This window comes from Flavobacterium sp. GNP001, from assembly GCF_054343775.1.
In genome coordinates this window covers 3,060,373-3,083,728 of the sequence record NZ_JBTGUX010000001.1, presented here as the reverse complement: position 1 = coordinate 3,083,728, position 23,356 = coordinate 3,060,373, and the positions used below count along the sequence as shown (strand labels likewise).

Genomic DNA, 23,356 nt, shown 5'->3' with positions numbered 1-23,356 from the left:
ACAAACACGATGAAAAAGCTAATTGCCCTTACATTATTATTAGTAAGTATAGCGTCTTGTAGTACTGATAACGACTCCAATAATTATACTTACGAGGTATTACCAATAGCCAGTTACACCGTACCTACGGAGTTTAAATTAGGTGAAACCTATACAATAACTTTGAAGTACCAAAAACCAACGGCTTGCCATTATTATCAAGGCATTTATTATGATAAAAATTTAAATGTGCGCACCATTGGTGTTCAAACCGCTGTTGATAACGACCAAGTTTGCAATTTAGCGTTACCGCCTGAGTCGGAAACTTCATTTCAATTTTTTGTAACCAATACTGGATCATACATCTTTAAATTTTATAAAGGCGAAGATGCTGCAGGAAATAATATCTTTGAGGAGGTAGAAATTCCTGTTACCAATTAAACCTTCTATACCAAAGTGAGCATTGACCAATTAATTGCTGATTGTAAAAAAAACTGCCCTAAAGCACAGGAGCAAGTATACCAACTGTTTTCTAAAAAACTATTTGGAGTATGCTTACTCTATTCTAGCAGTTATGTAGATGCTCAAGACAATTTACAAGATGGTTTTTTAATCATCTTTAGTAAAATACATCAATTTAGCGGTAGTGGTTCGTTCGAAGGATGGGCCAAACGTATCATGATCAATACGGCTTTGCAAAAATTCAGAAACGTGCGATTCATGGAGCGCGTAGATGAAACTATTGCCATAGCAGATGAAGTCGAAATTGAAGACGAAAACATTCCGCTGGATTACCTACTGCAAATGATTCAAGAATTACCAGACCAATACCGACTAGTTTTTAGTTTGTATGTATTGGATGATTATTCGCATAAAGAAATCGCCGAAATGCTAAAAATAAGTACCGGCACTACAAAATCAAACTTGGCCAGAGCAAGAACGATTTTGAAAGAAAAAATAGAGCTTTACTACAAAATAAACCCCTTGCCTACTGCCAAATGAGTGATAACAAAAATATAGATCGTTTATTCAAGGAACAATTCAAAGATTTTGAAGCGACTCCTGCTGCAGGCACTTGGGACCAAATTGCAGCACAATTACAGCACAAAAAGAAACGCAGAGTAGTTCCATTTTGGCTAAAATCATCAGGTATAGCAGCCGCTTTAGTGTTAGGTTGTTTTTTACTATTTGAGCAAAATTCGACACTTGAATTGCCGCAAAATAAAGTAGCTACTGGAAAAAAAACGAACAGTAAAGACGAGCCAACTCTTCGAAGCAAGAACACTATTTCAACAAAACCAGATAATGAAGTTGTTGCAGCACCACCTGCAAGAGTTGCCAATCAATCTATTATAACCAATCCATCTGGAAAAGTAACTCTTAAAAATAATTTTGCAACAACTAATATAACTCGCTTCGCTAACCAAAATCAATTTGTTACAAAAAATAGTTTAGTACAAAATGATTTTCAGGAAACCGAAAAGATCACTGATAAGCTAGGTAATACTTTAAATACTTATGGAACAAACTTGGACAATGAAAGCAGCATTGATCCAAGAAACTCATCTAGCAACAAAACTATTGCAAATCCAGCTCTAGCAACAGCAGATTCAGATGTGAAGGTAGAAAAACAAATCACTCCAAACGAATTAGAATTGCTTTTACAACAAAAAGACGGAGTTCAAGCAGTGGTAACCATTGAAAAAAGTCAACAAAAATGGCAAATAAAACCTACTGTCGCTCCGCTATATTTAAATACTAACGCTGGAGGTTCAGCAATTGACCCTCAATTTGCTAACAATCCAAAATCAGCAGAACAAAATCTTAGTTATGGAATAGGAGTTCAATATGCATTGAACAAAAAAGTGAAAGTACGGACCGGTGTAAACAAATTGGCATTAGATTACAACACCAAAAATATTGTTTATTCTACGAGCTTAATGAGCAATAATTTACCCAACATCACGTATACAACTAACCAATTCATTGAAATTAAGAATGAAAATACATTAGAAACTTTAATTTTATTTGAAAAAGACCCACAACCAACCACTGCAGGACAAATCAACCAACAAATGGGTTACATTGAATTGCCAATGGAACTATCCTATGCATTATTGGATAATAAATGGGGAATTAACCTTATTGGAGGCTTAAGTACTTTGTTTTTAAGTCAAAATAAAATTGCAATAGTGGGCGAACAAGGCCGAATTCCCTTGGGAGAGGCAAATAATTTAAATTCAGTACACTTTAGCTCCAATGTAGGTGTTGGTTTTTCGTATCAAATAAAGCCACTCTTGCGTTTTAATTTCGAACCGATGATGAAGTACCAATTCAATACTTTTTCGCAAAATAATAGCAGTTTTAAGCCTGCTTTTATCGGTTTATATTCAGGCGTGAGTTTTAGTTTTTAAGTTTAATGGCTTGAAACTTTAATAATTGTTGGTAAATAAGATTCCACAATTGTTCCTTTAGCTCTTTTCTGTCTGCCTCTACTTTGTTTTTGGTTTCTACATGATGATGCAATTTCACACGCATTAAACCGGGGCTTCCGCTCAAAAAAGTATAAGAGAAACGCTCTTTATTATCGGCAAAAGTCATCGGAACAATTGGTATTTGATGTTCTAAAGCCAAACGAAAAGCGCCGTCTTTAAAAGTATCTAAAACAATCGATTCATCATCCGGAACACCGCCCTCAGGGAAAATACAAATACTCAGTCCTTGTTTAATGCGTTTTTGAGCACGATCAAACACTTCCATTCGGCTTTTGGTAGAGCCACGGTCTACTAATATACAGGTCCTTTTATAAAAAAATCCAAACAAAGGAATCTTCGATAATTCCTTTTTACCTACAAAAACAAAAGGATTTTTGGTTATGGCTAGCATCAACATAATATCGGTCATCGAGGTGTGGTTGGCCACAATCATGTAACTTTTTCCTATTTCCATTTCTTGATCACGCTCTACGGTATAGCGAAAACCCATTCCAAAAAGAATACATTTAGCCCAAATCCTAGCCATTTTAAAGAAATAAGGATAACTGCTTTCCCGCAAAATAGAGGCTACCAAAAAAGGAAACATCACCAAGATGGGAATGGCCATCAAAATATAAAACCAAACGCGCCACAATACCCAAAAAATAATTTTAAATGCTCTCATGTGTTCAAAAATAGGGAATCTTGTTAAACTATTAAATAAAAAAAATCAGGAGTACAATTGATAGAGCTTTCAAGAAATAAAGAGAAAGATCGAACACTCAAATCTTAAAAAAATTAAAATATACTTTTGTACTCGAAGACACATATTAATTAAAAAATAATTTATCGAAATAATCCGTCATAATTGCCGCTCCTTTGTTATTAAAATGATTTTTGTCAAACAAGTATTGCGGTTGTCTTATTTTTTCAATAAATACCGAAGTATACTTGACTTTAAGCTCATCAGGAAGTGATTGGTAAACGGTACAAACAATTTCGCGCTCCTCTTGCCTATTAAATGTAAGGGGGAGAAAAAATCGAATTTTTACATTATGTTTATCTGCAAGTAGCGTTAGATATGAAATATAATAGGTGTATTCAGAGATATCAACATTGTACTTTGTTTCTAAATTATTTACTTGTAGAAATGAGTTTCTACCAAAATAGTAATTGAGACTTTTAGGCTTGTACCCGAAATAAATACTATTACTTTCGGATAAATTACTTTTAGTTGATATAAATATTTTTTTAAGATTGTCTTTTAAACTTAAACTGTCGAATAATATAATTTCTAAAATATCTATTATCTCTTTGAGATGAAAAGAATTTAAACGAATTAAATGTTTAAGAGCACTTACCGGCTTGATGCCCAGTGTCTTTTGAGTACTAGAAAAAGTATAAACAATTGGTGAAAGTTCAATAAATAATTCTTTAGGTTTTGAAGTTTGCATTAAATGCTCTGCCAACATAACATTGTTAAAAAATGTAGCAGCCGAAATCCCAACATTATAAATAGGTTTTTTGATTTGATTTAATTGTGCTGGATTTATACCATATTGAACTCTACTAGATCCAATGAAATAGTAGGCGTTTTCGCTAAATTTCGTAGCATTAGAATGATTTAAATTATAAAATATATTAAATGCTATTAGTAGGCCTAAAGGAGTTAATAGCAAACATAATTTAAAGAAAAACTTCATGATAGTAAACTTAAAATAAATTATAATAATTGGTCATGTTGAGATTTAAAGCAAAAAACAAAAGCAATAAACTAAAGGACATATAAAAGCAATACCTATATAACTCACTTTGGCGAGACAAATATTCATAAATAGGAATGTTTTGGGTTTTATGCTCAAAATAATCCATAATTAAGAAGCAAATAATCAAGATTGTTAAATTTAAAGTAGACAGATTTTGAAAAGAATTCGTTTGAGGTGAAAAATCAAAAAGAGTTTGTAATAGTTTTATTATATCTTTTGAAATAAAAATTGATGCTAGAAATGATGCTAATACAGTATGATATACAACACCAAAAAACCGCGAAGTAAATTTCTTTTTATTAAAATATTTTTTAATTTTTCTTTCACCAATTAACCACGTTGCATTAACTATTCCCCAAGTTATAAAAACGAGTGTAAAATCGTGCCAAAGGGCGAGACAAATAAATGTGATAAAAAGTAAGAGGTTAGTATATTTTCTTTTTCTATCATATTTTATTATTTCATAAAAAAAATAATCTCTAAACCATTGATTTAAAGTTATATGCCATCCTCTCCAAAACTCTTCTCTAGATGCCGAAATATAAATCCGATTTCTAAAATTATCTTTAATAGAAATATTAAATAGTAATGAAATACCTTGAAATATATTTATGAAAGAACTAAAGCTACAATAAAGAAACAAGAAAAAAACAAAGCCTACAAGTAAATAATAGAACCCTTTTAGTTCCATTAATATTAATTCATTCATTAAAGCAAACAAGCGATTTGCTACTACTAAATTTTTAAATAAACCCCAAAGAATTAAACGTAGACCATAAATAATAGATGTCTTCTTTAGTTGTACATTCTCTAATTCATTAAAAAAATATTTCGTTCTTGTTAAAGGTCCAGATGATATGATAGGAAAATAAAGTAAATATAATAATAGCTTAAAAAAATTAGATTCGGGTTCAATATATTTTCTTTTAATATCTATTAAATAGCTCAAAGCATTGAATGTGATATAAGATAGACCAATAACTCTGAATAATAAACTAGCATTAAATGATATGCTTCTAAAATTATCAAATTGGTATTCACTGTAGAATATTTTTTTTATCAATAATGGCAAAAGAATTAATCCAAATAACCACCATTTAGATTTAATTATATTCATTTTTTTACCAAAAAAATAAACAATAATAGCTAAAGAAAGGATTAAAAAAAAACCTTTTCCAGCAAAAAGGATGTAGAAAACTAAACTACTAAATAAAAGAATTTTCCAGTAATGTTGTTGATTAAAAACTAGCATAAAACCAATGGTAATCAACACAATAAAGAAACAAGATAGTAAATTTAAATCAAGCATTTGACTTTTTTTGTACAATAATAGAGTCAGCGGTTCTCATTAAAATTTGATTAGACCATTTCACTTCTTTAATTTCATAATCTTTTATAAAACTGATCATTTCTTGTAAAGAAAGTTCCATCTCTTTTCGTGCAATAGTGGCACCTAAACAAATATGAGCACCTATCCCAAAGGATAATTGCGGATTTATTTGTCTATTTGGAATTAAAGAATCTGGTTCATTAAATACTGTCTCGTCTCTATTGGCACTAGCCAGGCATAGATATAATTTTGAATGAATTGGAATTTTAATATTTCCAAAAGATAGAGGTTTTGTATTAATTCTAATGGTATACTGTAAGGGGCTTGTAAACCGTAAAATTTCTTCAATAAGTAATTTAAGTTCCGTTTTGTCGGAATTAATTGTAAAATCAAATAATTCATTGTTTTTTAAAATTTCCAATAATCCTAAGGATAAGTTATCTTTTGAAGTCTCAAAAGCTGCCATAAATGATACCAACATTACTGAATAAAGTTGGTCCTCATTAAGATCTAAATCTTTTGTCTCTTTAAGTAAAGTAGTTTTAAAAACAGACTCCTTAAATAAATTTTTATTTGAAAGTATTTGATTATTTAACTCTTTAAATACTTGCTTGGGAGTATATAAATCTTGAGAACGAGTCAATAAATTTGAAAACTTTTTTATGTTATTGTAATCTTGTTCGCCATCTATATTCAATGTTTTTATGATAAAATAATGTATAAACATCCCACAATAGTCAACTAAGTTAAAAGTTAATTGGTCCTTAAAGCTCAAATGCGTTTCAACAATAGCTTCAGAAATGATTTCTTCCAAAGGCAAAGAATGGAAAGACTTGGTTATTGCCTTGCGTATTCTTTTGTGAATATCATTATTAAGATACATCGGCCATAATTCTGTACCTTTCCTCAAATAAGGACAAGCTTCCTCCATTCCTCTAAAAATATAAGGCTCTTTTTCGCCTAAATAATCACTCAAAGAGTGAACCTTAAAATTCTTCTCTTTAAGAATAGAATTAACATCATGATACTTAAAAAAAAGAAAGGAACCTGGGAATATTTCCTGTACAGGGGCATTATCTCGACATTTTTTTAAATGAGGATAAGGATCAATAAAGTAGCCTTTGCTAAATGGATCCCATTTTAGATTTGATTCGTTATCCACTCTGTTAATTTGTTGATAGTATTAAATTCCGTGAAAACAGAAGGGTTTATTTCTTCTAAATTGAATTCCTTTTCTATATCAAATGCCATAGAAATCGAAGCTAGCGAATCTAGTTCTAAATTTTCTAATGCCTCATCGCTATCAATTTTTTCTTTAGAAATTCCTGATTCCTCAGCAATTTTATCAATTAACCAATCGTGGATATTCATAGTTGCTTTTTTTATTTTACAAAATTTAAATTTTTGCTAAGATAGATATTCTACATTTTTCAAACAAACATAACAGATTCGAATTTACTTACAATTAATCGCAATAGGTACGTTTTTCTTAAAAATTCCTAATTTCCACCAATAAATAAAAAACTTTGCGAACTTTGCGGGAAAAGTTAAAATCATAATGGCAAAAATACTTACTGGGGTTCAAAGTACAGGGACTCCTCACCTTGGCAACCTACTTGGCGCAATTATACCTGCAATAGCATTATCAAATCAACCTGAAAATGAATCCTTTTTGTTTATTGCCGATTTACACTCGGTTACTCAAATTAAAAACGGAGAAACCCTACGGACCAATACCTACAGTACTGCTGCTGCATGGTTGGCTTGTGGATTGGATATCAATAAAGTGGTTTTTTACAGACAATCAGATGTGCCGCAAACAGCAGAATTGTCATGGTATTTGAGCTGTTTTTTCCCGTTCCAACGTTTGACTTTGGCACACTCATTCAAAGACAAATCAGATCGTTTGGATGATGTAAATGCAGGATTGTTCTCCTACCCGATGCTCATGGCTGCTGATATCTTATTGTACGATGCTGAATTTGTACCTGTGGGTAAAGATCAATTGCAACACCTTGAAATCACACGCGATGTAGCCTCAAGATTCAATCATCAAATGGGCGAAACATTTGTGCTTCCTGAAGCTAAAATTCAAGAAGACAGTATGTTAATTCCGGGTACCAATGGCGGAAAAATGAGTAAATCAGCCAATAATATTATCAATATTTTTCTAGACGATAAAGCGTTACGCAAACAAGTCATGAGTATTGAAACCGATAGCACACCGCTTGAAGATCCTAAAAATCCAGATACCTGTAATGCATTTGCTATTTATGCTTTATTGGCAACTGAAGAACAATTAGCTGAAATGCGAGCTAATTATCTTGGTGGAAACTACGGTTACGGTCACGCCAAACAAGCTTTGTTTGAATTGATTTGCGAAAGATTTAAAACTGAACGTGAAAAATACAACTACTACATGAACAACCTTCCTGAAGTAGATGCCCTTTTAAAAATTGGTGCTCAAAAAGCTTCGGCTGTGGCCAATGGAGTACTCGCGAAAGTGCGCGAAAAACTAGGATTCGAAATTTAATTACCTTTTTAAAATAACCGCAGATTTGTAGATTATTGTAATATTTTAATTTTCGAATTTGAGTTGCAATAAAATATATGGTGGCTCGAAGTCAGCGACATTCGCGCAGCAGCCCGCAGTTTTAAAGGATATTTTTTAGAATAGTTCAAGCAGCTGGATTCGAAATATAATTTCTTTTTAAAATAACCGCAAATTCGCAGATTATGGTAATATTTAATCTGCGAATCTGCGGTTTTTTGCATTTATATAGCTTCAAATAATTTGCCCGGTAACGGCCGTATAACGCCTTTTAATTCCATATTCAGTAACATTCCTGATATTTTGTAAATTGGCAAATCGCATTGCAAGGCAATAATATCCATAAGCTCTTTACCTGTTTTTAACAGATAATCATATACTCTTTGCTCGTCGGGATCAAGCTCTACAAACAATTGTTTCTGCACGGGTTTTACTTCTTTTTGAATATCCCAATTTAAAATGTAAACCAAATCGGCTGCACTAGTAAGCACATTTGCTTTTTGTGTTTTAATCAAATTGTTGCAGCCTTGGCTGTACTTATCGGTGACACGGCCGGGAACTGCAAAAACATCCCTATTGTAATCATTGGCCATATTGGCCGTAATGAGCGATCCGCCACGCTCAGCCGATTCAATTACAATTGTAGCTTCGCACATACCCGCAACAATGCGGTTTCTGCGAACAAAATTCTCTTTATCAGGATTAGACGAACTCCAAAACTCAGTCAAAAAACCACCATTTTGTTCCACTTTGGCCACATACTTTTTATGCGTTTTAGGGTAAATCTGATTCAAACCATGAGCCACGACACCTATAGTTTGCAGGTTATAATCCATAGCAAGTTGATGCGCTACAATATCAACTCCATAAGCAAAACCACTCACAATCACAGGATCAAGTGGCGCTAAATCAGCAATTAATTGCCTGCAAAACTCGGTTCCGTAAGCAGTGATTTGGCGCGTACCCACAATGCTGATCATTCGTCGGTTATTCAAATTTATGTTCCCGGAACTGAACAAAAGTAGCGGGCCATCTACACATTGCTTCAAACGCTCTGGATAATTTGCATCCTGAAAAAAAGCAGTGGTGATGTTGTTCTCTTTTATAAAATCCAATTCTTTTTGTGCTTTCGCAAATACGGATTTATCTTTTATACTTTTCAATAACATAGCTCCTACTCCATCAATTGCAGCAAGCTGTGACGATTTACTAGTAAAAATAGCTTCGGCGGCTCCTAAATGAGTCAATAATTTTTTGGCCATAATATCGCCAACTCCTTCTACACGTTGCAGTGCCAGCAAATAAAATAAATCCTGTTCGTTCATGCTAAAAGTTTGAGGCTGAAATGTATAAATTTTTGTCGGAATTGTTAATAAAAATTGTGAATAAAATTTTGATAACTATTTTCGTTGTATAACTTTGTAAGTATGAAAATCGAACTATACATCGCGCAGTTACTCTACCGTTATCAATGTGTTACCGTTCCTGGTTTCGGAGCTTTTTTGACCGAAATCCAGTCGGCTAGGCGAAATGAAGCTACGAATTCATTCTCACCGCCTAGAAAGAGAATTGCTTTTAACACCAATTTAAAAAACAACGACGGTTTATTAGCCAACCATATTGCATTGGCTGAAAAAACCTCTTACGAATATGCCGTAAGTGCCATTCAATACGAAGTTTTTGCATGGAAAAAAGCTTTGGAAGAAAAACAAATTTTGGTACTTAAAAATATTGGTGATTTACGTTTGAACGCTGAAAACAATATCGTTTTTACGCCAAGCGAAACAACAAACTATTTAACTAGCTCTTTCGGACTAAGTACGTTTACCAGTGCACCAGTGTTTCAAGAAGAAACTGAGGTTACGAATGAAACTATCGAAGTTCAAAACGAAACTCCAGTTTATACTCTAGAAACCGAAGCTGCTCGCTCTATTAATCCGTACTTAAAATATGCCGCAGTTGTTGCAATAGCACTAGGTTTAGCTGGTACCGTAGGTTACCCGATGTATCAAAATCAAATCAATTCAGAAAGACTTTTGGTGGAAACAGCGGTACAAAAACAGGTTCAAAATAAGATCCAAGAAGCTACCTTTTTTATCAAAAACCCAATTCCTGCGGTTACACTAACTGTAAAAGCAACTCCGGAAGCCAAAATGCCTTACCATATTATGGCGGGTGTATATCGTGAAGAGTTTAACGCTAACAAAACCTTGCGAGCTTTAACTCAATTGGGCTACAATGCGAAGCGAATCGCTCCAAACAAAAATGGTTATTTTCCTGTTCTTTACGGTAGCTACGCTACTTTTGCCGAAGCTGAAAAAGCAAAAAAAGAAATCAACGAAAAACACAATCCAGATGCTTGGATATTAATTCAGTCCTTGTAAACCGAACTTTAAAATACTGATCAGAATCCTCAAAAAGCGAAAGTTTTTTTGAGGATTTTTTTTAGGAGCTCACTCCAGCTATTCGCTTCAATCTTGAGCGCTAAAAAGCCGCGCACAAGGATTTTCACTGCTATCTGGGCTAGGTAATTTTAATTTGGAACACAAACTGTATTTTTAGACGATTTGCGGTTTAAATTTTAATAAAAGCTCTTCTTGATAGTAATTCTTAGAAAAGCATTTAAAAACGATAATTTCAAAGCTCAAATCCAATGCTAGATTTAATGTTGAAGAGATGTATGATGGTTGAACAGGTAAATCATTCACAAAAGTTTTATAAGTAGGACTGCAGGTATATCGTTGAAAAGGAAAATTAATTATTTACGGCTTTTGCAACAGCAATAATATCTGACTTAAAAGTAGCTTTTTGCTTAAATCTGGCATCTATTGCCACAATTGCAGCCGGATAGTCTTTGTAGAACTCTTTTAAAACATCTTTAAATTTTTCCAGATTTCGCATACCTGTATTGAAGAATTCAAAAGTACCATCCGCTTTTTCAAAAGTATAAAAAGTCCCCAAGGATCCACCGTTTTGATTCACGGTTTCAAATTTATAAATACTTGTTTTTGGACCTAAAACAACAGCCTCCAGAAATTTATAATTGGTTTTGGTTACAGTAGGTTTTCCAAAAAACTGATATTCTTGACCCTCAAACGTAAATCCGAAACTTTTTATCGCATCGGGTTTGAATTTTTTTTCTGAGGTGTTTTGCTCGACAACCTCTACTTTAAACAGAAACTTAGAAAAATCAAAGGAACCAAATACTGATTTTGGAAGTTTAATTTGTGCTTTTATTGTGTCGTTTGAAAGGGAGACGTAGTAACCTGAAGCCGAAGTTTGCGCTTGAGAATAACTGATAGAAAACAATAACACTAAAGATAAAATACAATTTTTCATTTCGTTACCTATTTTTGATTTGATTATGCCCATTCATTTTCGATCTTTAAAACAGAATAAAATTACATATAAAATCTGAATACTTGAAATATCAATTCAACATCAAATTTATAACAGTTAATTCAAACTAGCCTTGTACATACGAGCTTCATCCCATGAAAATTTGGTACCATGTTGTTCCATCAATGCATTAAGCGATTCTTCTTTGTAACCTGCGAAAGCGACGGCTAAGTCTTGAAGTTTATCTTCGGGAAGCAATTCATTTATAGCAACTGCTTTAGCCTGAATTAATTTTACAAAATGTCCGCAAATGGTTTGCTTGGTCAAAACCCTTATCGTGGCAATATCTTCAATAGATTTTTTCTCAACCCACAAATCATAAGTTTCCTGCACGGTAGATTTTTTAGGCGCTGTTGTTTTTATTTTTTTGGATGTATAACGCTGTAAATCTTTTTCATCTTCTATGAGTGTAACATTCACCTCTTTAAACTGCTTTTGAATCGCCTCAGTTTTTCGGGTGATGTATGTTTTAATTTCCGTCGAAGTTAGTTTTTCTTTCGAAATGGTTTCACCAGCAACTACTGTTTCAATCAACAATTTGGCTTTCATCAATCGCAAAACCGTTTTAGTTTGCATTTCCTCTAAAATAGTCAATTCATCAAAAAACGTTTTGGCCTTTTTACTTCGCTTAACCTCTTCAATTTTCCATAAAATTTCAAAAACAAGATCGTCCAAGGATTTAAAAAAATAAGAATAAGCAGCCTGAACACGACCCGCAATATGATTTAAATCGACAGTTTCTTTACTGAAAAGTGAATGCAGTTGTTTAATAAATTTTTGCGAAGGCTCGAGTAATTCATCCATAGCATTTGCTTGGTTTTTTGCCCAAACGGCATGCTTTGATTTCTCAGAATTTTGAGCATCTTCGTTGTAACTAAAGCGATGATTGCGCCATTCTTGTGCCACATCGTTCCAGTCAAAAGATTGAACTAAATATTGATGGATAAAATTTTTGGTTTCAAAATGCAGTGCATTAGCCAAAAAATCTTCACTTGCCTTGTTGTTTGCATAATCCATCACGTCTTGATCATTAGAAATACCATTCATTCGCAACGCAGAAAGCAAAACAAGGCCGTTAAACGAACGTAAACGCGATAATGCAACATAGGCCTGCCCGGGCAAGAAAACCTGCGATACATCAAGCGCTGCTTTGTCAAAAGTTAAACCTTGACTTTTATGCACCGTAATGGCCCACGCCAATTTGATAGGATAGTGCACAAAAGTTCCTAAAACCTCCTCTTCAATCTCTTTTGTGGCAGGATCAACTTTGTATCTGATATTTTGCCACTCGTATTTTTCAACCTCAATCGTTTTGTTTTCCTCAGGAAAGTGTACTAGAATTTCTTGACTAGCAAGTGATTTAATGATACCCATTTTTCCGTTAAAATAATGTTTATCAAATGATAAGTCATTTTTAACAAACATAATTTGAGCGCCCACTTTAAGTTTTAAATCTTGCTCCACAGGATAAATTTTATCCGGGAAGTCGCCTGTAATTTCTGGTTTATAGGTTATAAGCTCGCCTTTCAAATCTGCCAATGCCTGAGCGTTCATTGCATCGGCTTTATGATTGTGCGTAGTCAAGGTGATATATCCTTTGTTGGCTTTTAAATCAAAATCAGGTTTTACGAACTGATTAAGAGTTTTCAAATCTTCTTGCGTAATTTGATTGTTGCGTAAGTTGTTTAAAACTGAAATAAAAGCATCATCAGTTTGACGAAAAATTTTAGACAACTCAATGTACAATGGCGGATGTTGCTGAATCACATGAGAATGAAAGAAAAACTTACCTCGGTAATAATTTCTTAAAGTACTCCACTCCTCATCACGAATCACCGGCGGCAATTGCAGTAAATCACCAATATACAAAACTTGAACTCCACCAAAAGGAAGATTTTTCTTTCGAACTGTTTGCATCATAAAATCCATAGCATCCAGTAAATCAGCGCGGAGCATACTTACTTCATCAATAACTAACAATTCCATATTTCGAATAACCGCTTTTTTCAAACCACTCATTTTAAAGTGCCTACGCAAGGTTGCTTTAGTTTCAAACTTGGTACTTTCAGAAAACTGAGGCGCCGAATTATCAGGAATGAAACCGCCAAAAGGCAATTGAAACATCGAATGAATAGTCACTCCGCCAGCGTTAAGCGCAGCAATGCCCGTTGGAGCAACTACAACAGTATTTTTGTGAGTTGTTTGAATAATTTCTCGCAATAGAGTGGTTTTACCAGTTCCCGCTTTTCCAGTCAAGAAAACAGATCGTTGCGTTTGATTAATAAATCGTAAAGTGTAAGAAGCGGCTTCGGATATAGTTTGCATGGCGTTTAAAATAAAATACTAAAGTATTGAAAATGTGACTAAAACAAAAGAGGGTGTAATAAATTTTAATCTCAACTTTGACTAATCAAAATAAATAACTCCTTTTGAGAATAAGTGTAACTAAGAACAAAAAATTACTAGCAAATAAACACACATTGAATCACAATGTCAATTTCAATTTGAATAAAAAATGCCTTCAATCTATTGCTAGACGAAGGCATAAATTTAGAATTAATAACCCCTTTACTTATTACTTTTTAGGAGCTGCTTTCTCTTCTGTTTTGGCAGCACCTTTGTACTTGTCGTTCAAGACTTTAATTATATCTTTAGTGATATCAAACTTATCTTCAGCATATAAAATTGATGCCGCATCTCCTGTACCGTAGATATAAGCGTATCCTTTCTCTTTGCCGTAAGCTTTAATGAATTTAGTAACTCCGCTAATTAATGAATCTCTTTCTTTACTCATTCCCATTTGTAACTCTTGAGACAAAGCTTGTTCCGCATATCCTAATTGTTGTTCTCTTTTTTGCAATTCAGCACCTTTTTTCTGAGCCCACTCTTGTCCGTTAGCTTGCGCTTGTGCCTGAAAATTAGCTGCTTCTTGTTTGAAACGATTGATTTCAGCTTCCAATTGACGGCCTTTTTCTTCCGCTTTAGACTTGTATTTTGCTTCTAGATCTTTTGCTTCGGTGTATTCTTTCATCAATTCAGCTGTATCAACATAAGCAGTTTTTACTTCTTTTGCAGCTTCGGCTGGTTTGTTGCAACTTACTAACGCAACAGATAAAGCAACGAGTACTAATGCTTTTTTACTTTTTTGAGAAAAGGTAGTTTTTTTAAAATTTGGAATCATTGCTTTCATTTTGTGAATTTCTGGTTTTTTAGTAATAAGGACAAAAATATAAAAAATTAGATAGGATTGGCAAAAACTGCAAAAAATCAGCTGATTTTTATTCCATAAACAAATTTTATATTTTCAATAAAAAACATCATTTACGTCTATTAAAAACGACTTTCATATATTTCATTTAAAGAAAGATTCTAAAATAGGTATATAAATTGAAAACAAACACCTAAAAAACCCCGTAAATGGCCTTAAAATGATTTTTACTTGTTTTTTAGCACATAAATGTGTGATGAATACTCTTTACTACTTGCCGCTTTCAAATTACTTTGCAATCCGACAAAAAAAGCTTTGATAAAATTCATTTTACCATTTTTATACTTTTCTGATAATAGACTAACATAAAAAGAATCAAATTTCATTGGAAGTACTTTTTTCAATTTCATGTTTTCGTTTGCAAATAAAAGTTCGATCGCCTTTTTAGAAAAATGCCAAAAGTGAATGGGCACATCATAAGCGGCCCAAAATTTTCCGTAATGCTTTGCATCAAAAGATTTGAAGTTAGGAACAGCCACAATCAAAGTTCCAGTTGGTTTTAATAAACGCTTTAGTTCTTTAATTTGAAAATCAAGATCAGGTACATGCTCTAATACGTGCCACATAGTGATAACATCAAAAGAATGGTTAGCCAAATCAGTTGTATTCTCAACGAATGAAATTCCCTTTGAAATCGCAATAGATTTTGCTTTAGCGCTTGGTTCAATTCCAGTAGTCGTCCAACCACTTTGTTTTGCAACAGCTAGAAAATCTCCGGTACCCGCACCAATATCTAAAATAGCTCCCTTTGACTTTTGTTCAAAATTTATCAAATTCAACTTGTTTTTGAGCGCAATACCTTTTACTACATGATACGCTTTTTCAAAAAGAGAACGTTTGCTATCGGTGTGCGAAATATAATCGTCACTTTCGTAATATTTACCTAACTGATCCAAACTAGGTTGTGGCTGCGTAACCAACATATCTAAATTTGAATCATAGTATAAATTAAAAATTTCCTGAGAAACAGAATGATCTTTAACAGTTAAAAAAGGCTGTTGATTTGAAATATCCATTAATTTATTGTGCTTTTGTTTTTATTAGTAAACGAAACCCTGAAAACCACAATTAGCGTTTTTAGGGTTAAAAAATTATTTTATTCTGTCACTTCTGAGTAATGACGGGACTTTCGGCCGTAGTTTCACGTGGAACAAGATTAACTATCTACCCATGTAAATCAACAAAACTGAAATATCACTCGGCGAAACCCCACTAATTCTTGAAGCTTGTGAAATAGTTACCGGTCGAATTTTACTCAATTTTTGTTTTGCTTCAATTGACATTGACTTTATTTTCTCATAATCAAAGTTTTCAGGAATCTTTACATCTTCTAAACGAGTTAATTTATCAGCATTGTTTCGCTCCTTTTCGATATAACCAGAATACTTTACTTGAATCTCCGCTTGCTCTAAAATTTCTTGATCCAATTGATTTTCTAGAACATATTCTTTAACCTTATCAAATTTCATGATATCTTCTAAATCAATTTGCGGACGAGAAAAAACTTTAAACATTTTATCCCCTTGCGAAATCAAAGCAGTGCTCTTTGATTCTAAAATTGGATTAGCTTCTACAACTGAAACACTAGTTTCTTTGAAAAAAGCAACCATCTTTTCAGACTCCTTTAATTTATGTTCCATTCTTCTCAAACGAGCTTCAGAAGCTAAACCTATTTCATACGACATTGGTGTTAACCTAAAATCGGCATTATCCTGACGAAGCAAAGTTCTATACTCTGCACGCGACGTAAACATCCTATATGGCTCCTCGGTGCCTTTGGTAATTAAGTCATCAATCAAAACTCCAATATAGGCTTCATCACGCTTTAAAATTAATGGCGCTTTTTCATAAACTTTTAAATGCGCATTGATACCAGCCATTAAACCTTGCGAAGCTGCTTCTTCATATCCTGTTGTCCCGTTAATTTGTCCAGCAAAATACAAACCTTCAACCTGCTTAGTTTCGAGCGTGTGCTTTAGTTGTGTAGGAGGAAAATAATCATATTCAATTGCATATCCTGGACGAAAAAATTTAACCTTTTCAAAACCGGCGACAGAACTCAAAGCTTTGAACTGAATATCTTCAGGAAGGGAAGTTGAAAAACCATTTACATAAACTTCACAAGTATTCCAACCTTCTGGCTCTACAAAAAGTTGATGCCTTTCCTTGTCCGCAAAACGATTAATTTTATCTTCTATAGATGGACAATAACGCGGACCCAAACTTTTGATGCGACCATTAAACATTGGCGAACGATCAAAACCTTCACGTAAAATATCGTGCACTTGCAAAGACGTATACGTCATATGACAAGATCTTTGATGAACTAAAGGTTTAGTCACATCTGAATAAGAAAATTTATCTGGGCGCGCATCGCCTTTCTCTTCATTCATTTTAGAAAAATCAAGAGAGCGACCATCAACACGAGGAGGTGTTCCCGTTTTCATTCTGCCAGCTTCAAAACCTACTTCAACTAAATCTTCAGTAATTCCGTGCGCTGCACTTTCGCCAGCTCTACCTCCACCAAATTGTTTTTCACCAATATGAATCAATCCATTCAAAAAAGTACCATTTGTAAGCACAACAGATTTAGATCGAATTTCAACACCGAGTGAGGTTTTAATTCCTTTGACTTTTCCGTTTTCGATAATCAAACCTTTTACCATCTCTTGATAAAAATCAAGATTAGCAGTTCCCTCAAGCATCATCCTCCATTCCTCAGCAAAACGCATACGATCACTTTGCACTCTTGGAGACCACATCGCAGGACCTTTGGATTTATTCAGCATTTTGAATTGAATAGCAGTACGATCAGACACAATACCAGAGTACCCACCTAATGCATCAATCTCCCGCACAATTTGTCCTTTGGCAATACCACCCATAGCAGGGTTACAAGACATCTGCGCAATATTCTGCAGACTCATCGTAACCAGTAAAGTTTTTGAACCTAAATTTGCTGCCGCAGCCGCGGCCTCGCTACCTGCGTGCCCCGCACCAACAACAATAACATCATATTCGTTTTGAAACATTATATCATTCTTTACGCCAATGAAGGCATGATTGATTTATTAAAAGATTTGTTCCACGTGAAACAAATTAAACAAAGAAAAGGCAAGCCGTGTTCCACGTGAAACAAAATATTATTATAATTGGGTTATTGTTCCACGTGAAACAACAATATTTTTTCATCTTCTTTAGCACGCATCAGCATCTCATCAGCTTCAGTCTTATCTTTGTATCCGCAGTAATGTAGAACACCGTGCACCAATACTCTTTTCAATTCTTCATCAAAAGCCACATTAAAATCTAATGCGTTTTCTTTTACACGTTCAATAGAAACAAAAACATCACCATTTATTTCACTACCTACACAATAATCAAAACTGATGATATCAGTAAGTGTATCGTGTTGAAGATACTCCATGTTGATTTTATGCAAATAATCGTCATCGCAAAAAATATAATTTATCTCCCCTTCTTTTTTATTTTCTGACTCAATAACACGACTTAACCACTGTTGAACAGCGGCCTCATTGTCTAATTCAAAATCAGTTTCGTAATTAAAATTGATCATTTTTTATTAAAATATTCTTGAACTTTTTGATTAAAATTCGAGCGCAAAGGTAGCGATTGTCTATTTAATATTTCAATACTATTTAAATAATCACTAAGCGCACTTGGAAGTGCATTAACTCGATTGTTAAATTCTTTTTTTGAACTCTCAGCCTGTCTGCTATTATCTTGACCTTGCTGCTGGAGAGCCGATTTAAGTTTAAGTAATTCTTGCTTAATATTTAAAATTCTTTGTAAAGTTTCATTCTTAAAACCTTTATTCAGGATTTGTTTTTCAAGCTGCTTCATTTGCTCAATAGCATTTTGTCCTAAAACACCAGCTCCCTGCTTATTCAATTCATTTTGAAGCGATTCACGCAGTAGTTTCTGCTCTTGATAAATTTGCAATATCAACTCTGCATCACCTTCACCCTCTTCTCCTCCACTTCCTTTACTACCGGCCTTGCCATCATTACCAGGTTTATTACTACCAGGCTTATTCCCTTCCTTGATACCCTGTTTCATTTTGTCACCTAAGCCGTCCTGCTTTTGAATAATATCTGACAACTGCATACCACTACCTTGACCAGGTTGCGGCTTTCCAGCACCCATACCAGATAATTGCATTTGCATGTTACTCAAAATTTGACTCAAAAAATCAGCAAGTTTGTTCGAAGCTGATACAGCATATTGCTGATGAGATATACCTTTAGGCAATTGCGCTTCCGTAAAACTATTAATAGCATTCTCCACATTGTAACTTACATTACCAATTTCCTTTGTGATACTACTTTCAATTTTTGGGTTACGGAGAGACATAGCAAATAAACTATCATCAACATGTTTGAATTGCTGCTTTAAGTCTTGCTGAATCTTAATGTTTTTATTAAAAGATGGCGCACCTGTTTTGTACCCTTTGAATTGTTTCATTAAATCTTCTTGCGACAAAGAATACGCTAGTAGATTATCTAAAACTTGTCGTAACATAGCAACATCTTCTTGCAACTGATCTTTCTCACTTTGCTCTAATTCGATTTGCATCTTTTGAGCCATTTCCTTCATTTTTTTACTCGCACTCTTCTGGTTCGATTTGGCTTTTTCTTGTTTATTTTTGCTTAAATCATCATTAGCTTTATTCAAATCATCGTCAATACTTTTTTCTTTAGCCGCATCATTGGGAATATCCAATGGTGATTTTAATTGTTTGTTTTCTTGACGTAATTCCTTTAACTCATCTTTGATTTTATCAAAGTTACGATTAATGTCCTCTTGCTTTTTAATAGTATTGTTTTCTTTAGACTCTGAATTCTTATCCAAAGATTCCGATAACTTTTCAAGTTTGTCAGCTACTTGTTCAGCCTTTTTCTCGACATAATACCGTTTAGTTAACTCAACTAATTGCTCTAAATTCTTAATTTGATTTTTACTATTTTGCTTAAATTTATCTAATTTAGACAGTAATTCTTCACTCTGAATTTTATCATTTAATTTCTGAAGTTCGTCTAATAATTTCTTATTCTTTTGACTTTCTTCTTCAGCTTTATCAAGCCTTTTTTGCAATTCTTCTTTTTTCAAATCTTTTTTATCAGATTTGAATTGAGACAAATTCTCATTAAGTTTCTTAGTAAATTCTTTAACTAAATCGTCTTGCTTCGATTGCTGCTTAATAAAATCATCAACTTTTTGTTGATCTTTGAAATCGAAATTATCTTTTTCTTTGCCCGCTTTTTGTAATTTGTCAATAGCATCAATTTGTTTGTCTTGTGCTTTAAGTGACTTTTGCAGACCTTGAATATTGTCGTTTTGTTGCTGTAGTACTGCCTGCTCTTTTTCAGCATCTGTAACTACACGACTAGAAAAAACAGCCGATCTACTACTCTTAAAATTATGAATAACATCATTGTCAAAAACTTCAAAATAATAATCATAAACAACACCCTTCTGAACAGGAAGATTAGCAGGAAATGCAAAAACAAATTGATCAATACTACCCTTCTTAAAAGTTATTGTTCCACGATTAACATTGGAAATATTATCTCTATCATAATACACAACCTGCAATTTAGATATGCCATAATCATCTGCAATTTGACCCACAATGTACTTAGTATCTACCTTCAAACTATCAGGAACTACAGCAGCATTAATAGAAGGAAACTGATCCTTCACAACATTTAATCGATAATTTAATTTTTCGAAGTTCTGAACGGAATTATTAGAAGTAACTATTTGATATTCTGTGTCTTGGTTAACATATTTATCAAAACTGAATGAATTATTGATTTTATTAAACTTAAAATTCTTATTACCGTCATTAAAAACTACACTTTGAGTAGCTTGAGTTAACATTACCCAGCTAACACGTGTACCTTCAGGAACAATAGCGTTACCAGTTCCTTTAACTAATTCTGAATTTCTTTTAATGTATGCTGGAAAATCTAACCTCATTTCAAAGTTTGCGATAGCAGGAACAGCTACAACAGTAACGTGATAGTCTTGTGATTCTATTCCATTCGCTTCTAAACTAAAATCAATATCGGATGCAGGTTTACTAAACTTAAATTGGAATTTAGACCTATCAACAACTTCCATAAAATAACTTTCATCACCTATTTTTACAACAACATTTTCAGGAACTATCTTTCCGATTGTTTCCACGTTTAGAATAAAATCCTTGCCTTCTTGCACAAGTAAATCTTTATTTATAATATTAAAACTAAAAGGCGCTGGCGGAGAGAATGCAGTATTAAATCGAACAACACGATTTAAACCTTGTGAAATAACCGCACTATTACCTGAGAAATAAATGAAACAAATACATAATACAGGAATAATTGCCACGGGATAGTACTTTTTATTAGAACTAAAATCAATAGCTTTCACAAAAGGAATTGGCGCCAAATCATTTGCTTTTTGCTCGATAGAAGCCAACCACAATTCCGAATTATTACCGACTACATTATTCTCGGATAACTGTAAAAAATTAATCAACTTGTCGCTGACTTCAGGAAAATGATTACCAATAATTGAAGAAGCTTGCTGATAATTAATCCCTTTTTTAAGTTTAAATAATTTAAACATTGGAAAAGCGATAAATCGAATTAACAAAAACAATTCAGTACCAACAAAAGCAATAAACAAAAAGGTTCTACCTGCAGGAGGCAACCATAAAAGATACTCGATAAAAACAGTCACCAAAAAATACAACAATCCCAATCCTACAAAAAATATACTACCTCTAATCAATTCATTAGTGTAATATTTTTTAATAAAAGATTCTAATTTATTGTAAATACGCTTTTGAATTTCCACTTGAACTAGATTTAAAATATAACCATTAAAAATAGTAATTATAACACTAGAAAAAACAAAAAAAAACAAGAATAAATACAACACAAATAACAACTCAGACAACTAACAATCAAAAAAGTATCCCTAAAAATTTTGAAAGTGTATCTTTGTGAAAAATTTTAACAATGTCTCAACAAGTACGCGTGCGTTTTGCACCAAGTCCAACAGGACCTTTACATATAGGCGGTGTACGTACCGCATTATTTAATTATTTGTTTGCTAAAAAAAACAATGGAACCTTCTTTTTACGCATAGAAGACACAGACCAAAACCGATTTATTCCTGGTGCCGAAGCATATATTATGGAAGCATTAGAATGGTTAGGAATTGCTCCTGATGAAACAATAGGTAAGAACGAAAAGTTTGGCCCTTATCGTCAAAGCGAAAGAAAAGATCTATACCAAAAATATGCAGCTGATTTGATCAATTCAGGCAATGCATATTACGCCTTTGATACTCCAGATGCATTGGATGCGGCTAGAAAAATAGAAGAAGAACAAGGAAAAACATTTATATACAACCATACTAACAGAGAAAAATTAGATACATCACTTGTAATTTCTACTGAAGAAACAGAGAAAAGAATTGCGGCTGGCGAACATTATGTGATTCGTTTTAAAACTCCAATAAACGAAACTTTGCATTTACACGATATTATTCGCGGTGATGTAAAATTTGATACTAATCTCTTAGACGACAAAGTATTGTTTAAAAGCGATGGAATGCCAACATACCATTTGGCAAACATTGTAGATGATCATTTAATGGAAACATCACATGTAATCCGTGGAGAAGAATGGTTGCCTTCAATGCCATTACACGCTTTGCTTTACAGAGCATTTGGCTGGGAAGCACCACAATTTGCACATTTACCGCTGATCATGAAACCTGTTGGCAACGGGAAATTATCAAAACGTGATGGCGATAAAATGGGATTTCCAGTATTTCCATTAGATTGGACAACAGATGAAGGAACATCTTCTGGTTACAGAGAAAAAGGATTCTTTCCTCAGGCCGTTGTAAATTTTCTAGCACTACTTGGATGGAACGACGGAACAGAGAAAGAATTATTTAGTTTAGAAGAATTGGTAAATAACTTCGACCTAAATAGAGTACATAAGTCAGGAGCTAAATTTGATCCTGAAAAAAATAAATGGTTCAATCACCAGTATTTAATCAAGCAAAACGATGCTACATTGGCAAAGGCCTTCTCTCCTATTTTGGTTGAAAAAGGATTTAATGTTGAAGAATCAAAGCTTACTAAAATTGTTTCTTTGATTAAAGAACGTGCTCATTTTGTATCAGAATTTTGGGAAATGAGTGATTTCTTTTTTGTGGCACCAGCAAGTTATGATGAAAAAGCAAGCAAAAACTGGAAAGCTGAAACTCCTGCATTGATGCAAGAATTAATTTCTGTAGTGGAAGAAATTACCGATTTCACATCTCTAAATATCGAAACCATAGTAAAAGATTGGATGACAAAAAACGAAATTGGAATGGGAAAAATTATGCAACCATTTCGTTTGAGTTTGGTTGGAGCACTGAAGGGTCCTCACCTATTTGACATTGTAGAAGTTATTGGCAAAGAAGAAACCATTTCCAGAATCAACAAAGCTATTTCAAGTTTATAAAATCAAAAAGCTTCTACCCTACATAGGATAGAAGCTTTTTTAATTTTCACAA

General features: G+C 33.4%; 19 protein-coding genes. 6 read left to right on the top strand and 13 right to left on the bottom strand.

All coding sequences use genetic code 11. From position 1 onward, the window contains the following. Positions 1–9 precede the first annotated feature (9 nt). The 3 genes from ACXX8U_RS13245 to ACXX8U_RS13235 are packed head-to-tail and all read left to right on the top strand — an operon-like array spanning position 10 to position 2,393. On the top strand, positions 10–420 hold the full coding sequence (locus tag ACXX8U_RS13245) for a hypothetical protein (protein ID WP_458566249.1): 411 nt from the start codon (positions 10–12) through the stop codon (positions 418–420). A 15-nt stretch (positions 421–435) separates the two neighbouring features. Continuing rightward, a complete protein-coding gene (locus ACXX8U_RS13240; protein ID WP_458566248.1) occupies positions 436–981 on the top strand; it encodes an RNA polymerase sigma factor in 546 nt (181 codons plus the stop codon). Then, positions 978–2,393, top strand: a complete 1,416-nt coding sequence (locus tag ACXX8U_RS13235; RefSeq protein WP_458566247.1) for a hypothetical protein — start codon at positions 978–980, stop codon at positions 2,391–2,393. The genes ACXX8U_RS13240 and ACXX8U_RS13235 overlap by 4 nt, the downstream gene beginning before the upstream one ends. On the opposite strand, the gene ACXX8U_RS13230 is transcribed toward ACXX8U_RS13235, so the two are convergent. The 5 genes from ACXX8U_RS13230 to ACXX8U_RS13210 form a co-directional block, all read right to left on the bottom strand. Beyond that, positions 2,383–3,138, bottom strand: coding sequence for a lysophospholipid acyltransferase family protein (locus ACXX8U_RS13230; RefSeq protein ID WP_458566246.1), 756 nt, complete (start codon positions 3,136–3,138; stop codon positions 2,383–2,385). The genes ACXX8U_RS13235 and ACXX8U_RS13230 overlap by 11 nt on opposite strands. Positions 3,139–3,283: 145 nt before the next feature. After that, positions 3,284–4,156, bottom strand: coding sequence for a hypothetical protein (locus tag ACXX8U_RS13225; RefSeq protein WP_458566245.1), 873 nt, complete (start codon positions 4,154–4,156; stop codon positions 3,284–3,286). A 10-nt stretch (positions 4,157–4,166) separates the two neighbouring features. Then, positions 4,167–5,528, bottom strand: coding sequence for an MBOAT family O-acyltransferase (locus tag ACXX8U_RS13220; protein WP_458566244.1), 1,362 nt, complete (start codon positions 5,526–5,528; stop codon positions 4,167–4,169). Continuing rightward, a complete protein-coding gene (locus tag ACXX8U_RS13215) occupies positions 5,521–6,711 on the bottom strand; it encodes a cytochrome P450 (RefSeq protein WP_458566243.1) in 1,191 nt (396 codons plus the stop codon). The genes ACXX8U_RS13220 and ACXX8U_RS13215 overlap by 8 nt, the downstream gene beginning before the upstream one ends. Further along, a complete protein-coding gene (locus ACXX8U_RS13210; protein ID WP_458566242.1) occupies positions 6,690–6,920 on the bottom strand; it encodes an acyl carrier protein in 231 nt (76 codons plus the stop codon). The genes ACXX8U_RS13215 and ACXX8U_RS13210 overlap by 22 nt, the downstream gene beginning before the upstream one ends. Before the next feature lie 187 nt (positions 6,921–7,107). On the opposite strand from ACXX8U_RS13210, the gene trpS reads away from it, so the two are divergent. Continuing rightward, a complete protein-coding gene (trpS, locus tag ACXX8U_RS13205; protein WP_458566241.1) occupies positions 7,108–8,082 on the top strand; it encodes a tryptophan--tRNA ligase in 975 nt (324 codons plus the stop codon). Between the two features lie 242 nt (positions 8,083–8,324). Here trpS and dprA read toward each other — a convergent pair whose 3' ends face one another. Beyond that, entirely contained in the window at positions 8,325–9,425 is a 1,101-nt protein-coding gene (gene dprA, locus ACXX8U_RS13200; protein WP_458566240.1) for a DNA-processing protein DprA, read from the bottom strand. Between the two features lie 102 nt (positions 9,426–9,527). On the opposite strand from dprA, the gene ACXX8U_RS13195 reads away from it, so the two are divergent. Then, entirely contained in the window at positions 9,528–10,484 is a 957-nt protein-coding gene (locus tag ACXX8U_RS13195; RefSeq protein WP_458566239.1) for an HU domain-containing protein, read from the top strand. Between the two features lie 370 nt (positions 10,485–10,854). Here ACXX8U_RS13195 and ACXX8U_RS13190 read toward each other — a convergent pair whose 3' ends face one another. From ACXX8U_RS13190 to ACXX8U_RS13160, 7 genes are all read right to left on the bottom strand, one after another. Further along, positions 10,855–11,439: a hypothetical protein gene (locus ACXX8U_RS13190; protein WP_458566238.1), complete on the bottom strand. Its 585-nt coding sequence runs from the start codon at positions 11,437–11,439 to the stop codon at positions 10,855–10,857. Between the two features lie 117 nt (positions 11,440–11,556). Further along, a complete protein-coding gene (locus tag ACXX8U_RS13185; protein WP_458566237.1) occupies positions 11,557–13,824 on the bottom strand; it encodes a helix-turn-helix domain-containing protein in 2,268 nt (755 codons plus the stop codon). 250 nt (positions 13,825–14,074) lie between these two features. Further along, positions 14,075–14,680 carry an OmpH/Skp family outer membrane protein gene (locus tag ACXX8U_RS13180; RefSeq protein WP_458566413.1) on the bottom strand — a complete coding sequence of 202 codons (606 nt, stop codon included), beginning with the start codon at positions 14,678–14,680 and terminating at the stop codon, positions 14,075–14,077. Between the two features lie 254 nt (positions 14,681–14,934). Then, positions 14,935–15,783: a class I SAM-dependent methyltransferase gene (locus ACXX8U_RS13175; protein WP_458566236.1), complete on the bottom strand. Its 849-nt coding sequence runs from the start codon at positions 15,781–15,783 to the stop codon at positions 14,935–14,937. Positions 15,784–15,927: 144 nt separating this feature from the next. After that, entirely contained in the window at positions 15,928–17,799 is a 1,872-nt protein-coding gene (gene mnmG, locus ACXX8U_RS13170) for a tRNA uridine-5-carboxymethylaminomethyl(34) synthesis enzyme MnmG (RefSeq protein ID WP_458566235.1), read from the bottom strand. A 125-nt stretch (positions 17,800–17,924) separates the two neighbouring features. Beyond that, positions 17,925–18,344, bottom strand: a complete 420-nt coding sequence (gene ybeY / locus ACXX8U_RS13165; protein WP_458566234.1) for an rRNA maturation RNase YbeY — start codon at positions 18,342–18,344, stop codon at positions 17,925–17,927. After that, positions 18,341–21,634: a hypothetical protein gene (locus ACXX8U_RS13160; RefSeq protein ID WP_458566233.1), complete on the bottom strand. Its 3,294-nt coding sequence runs from the start codon at positions 21,632–21,634 to the stop codon at positions 18,341–18,343. The genes ybeY and ACXX8U_RS13160 overlap by 4 nt, the downstream gene beginning before the upstream one ends. 164 nt (positions 21,635–21,798) lie before the next feature. On the opposite strand from ACXX8U_RS13160, the gene gltX reads away from it, so the two are divergent. Then, positions 21,799–23,304: a glutamate--tRNA ligase gene (gene gltX, locus ACXX8U_RS13155; protein ID WP_458566232.1), complete on the top strand. Its 1,506-nt coding sequence runs from the start codon at positions 21,799–21,801 to the stop codon at positions 23,302–23,304. Positions 23,305–23,356: the final 52 nt, after the last annotated feature.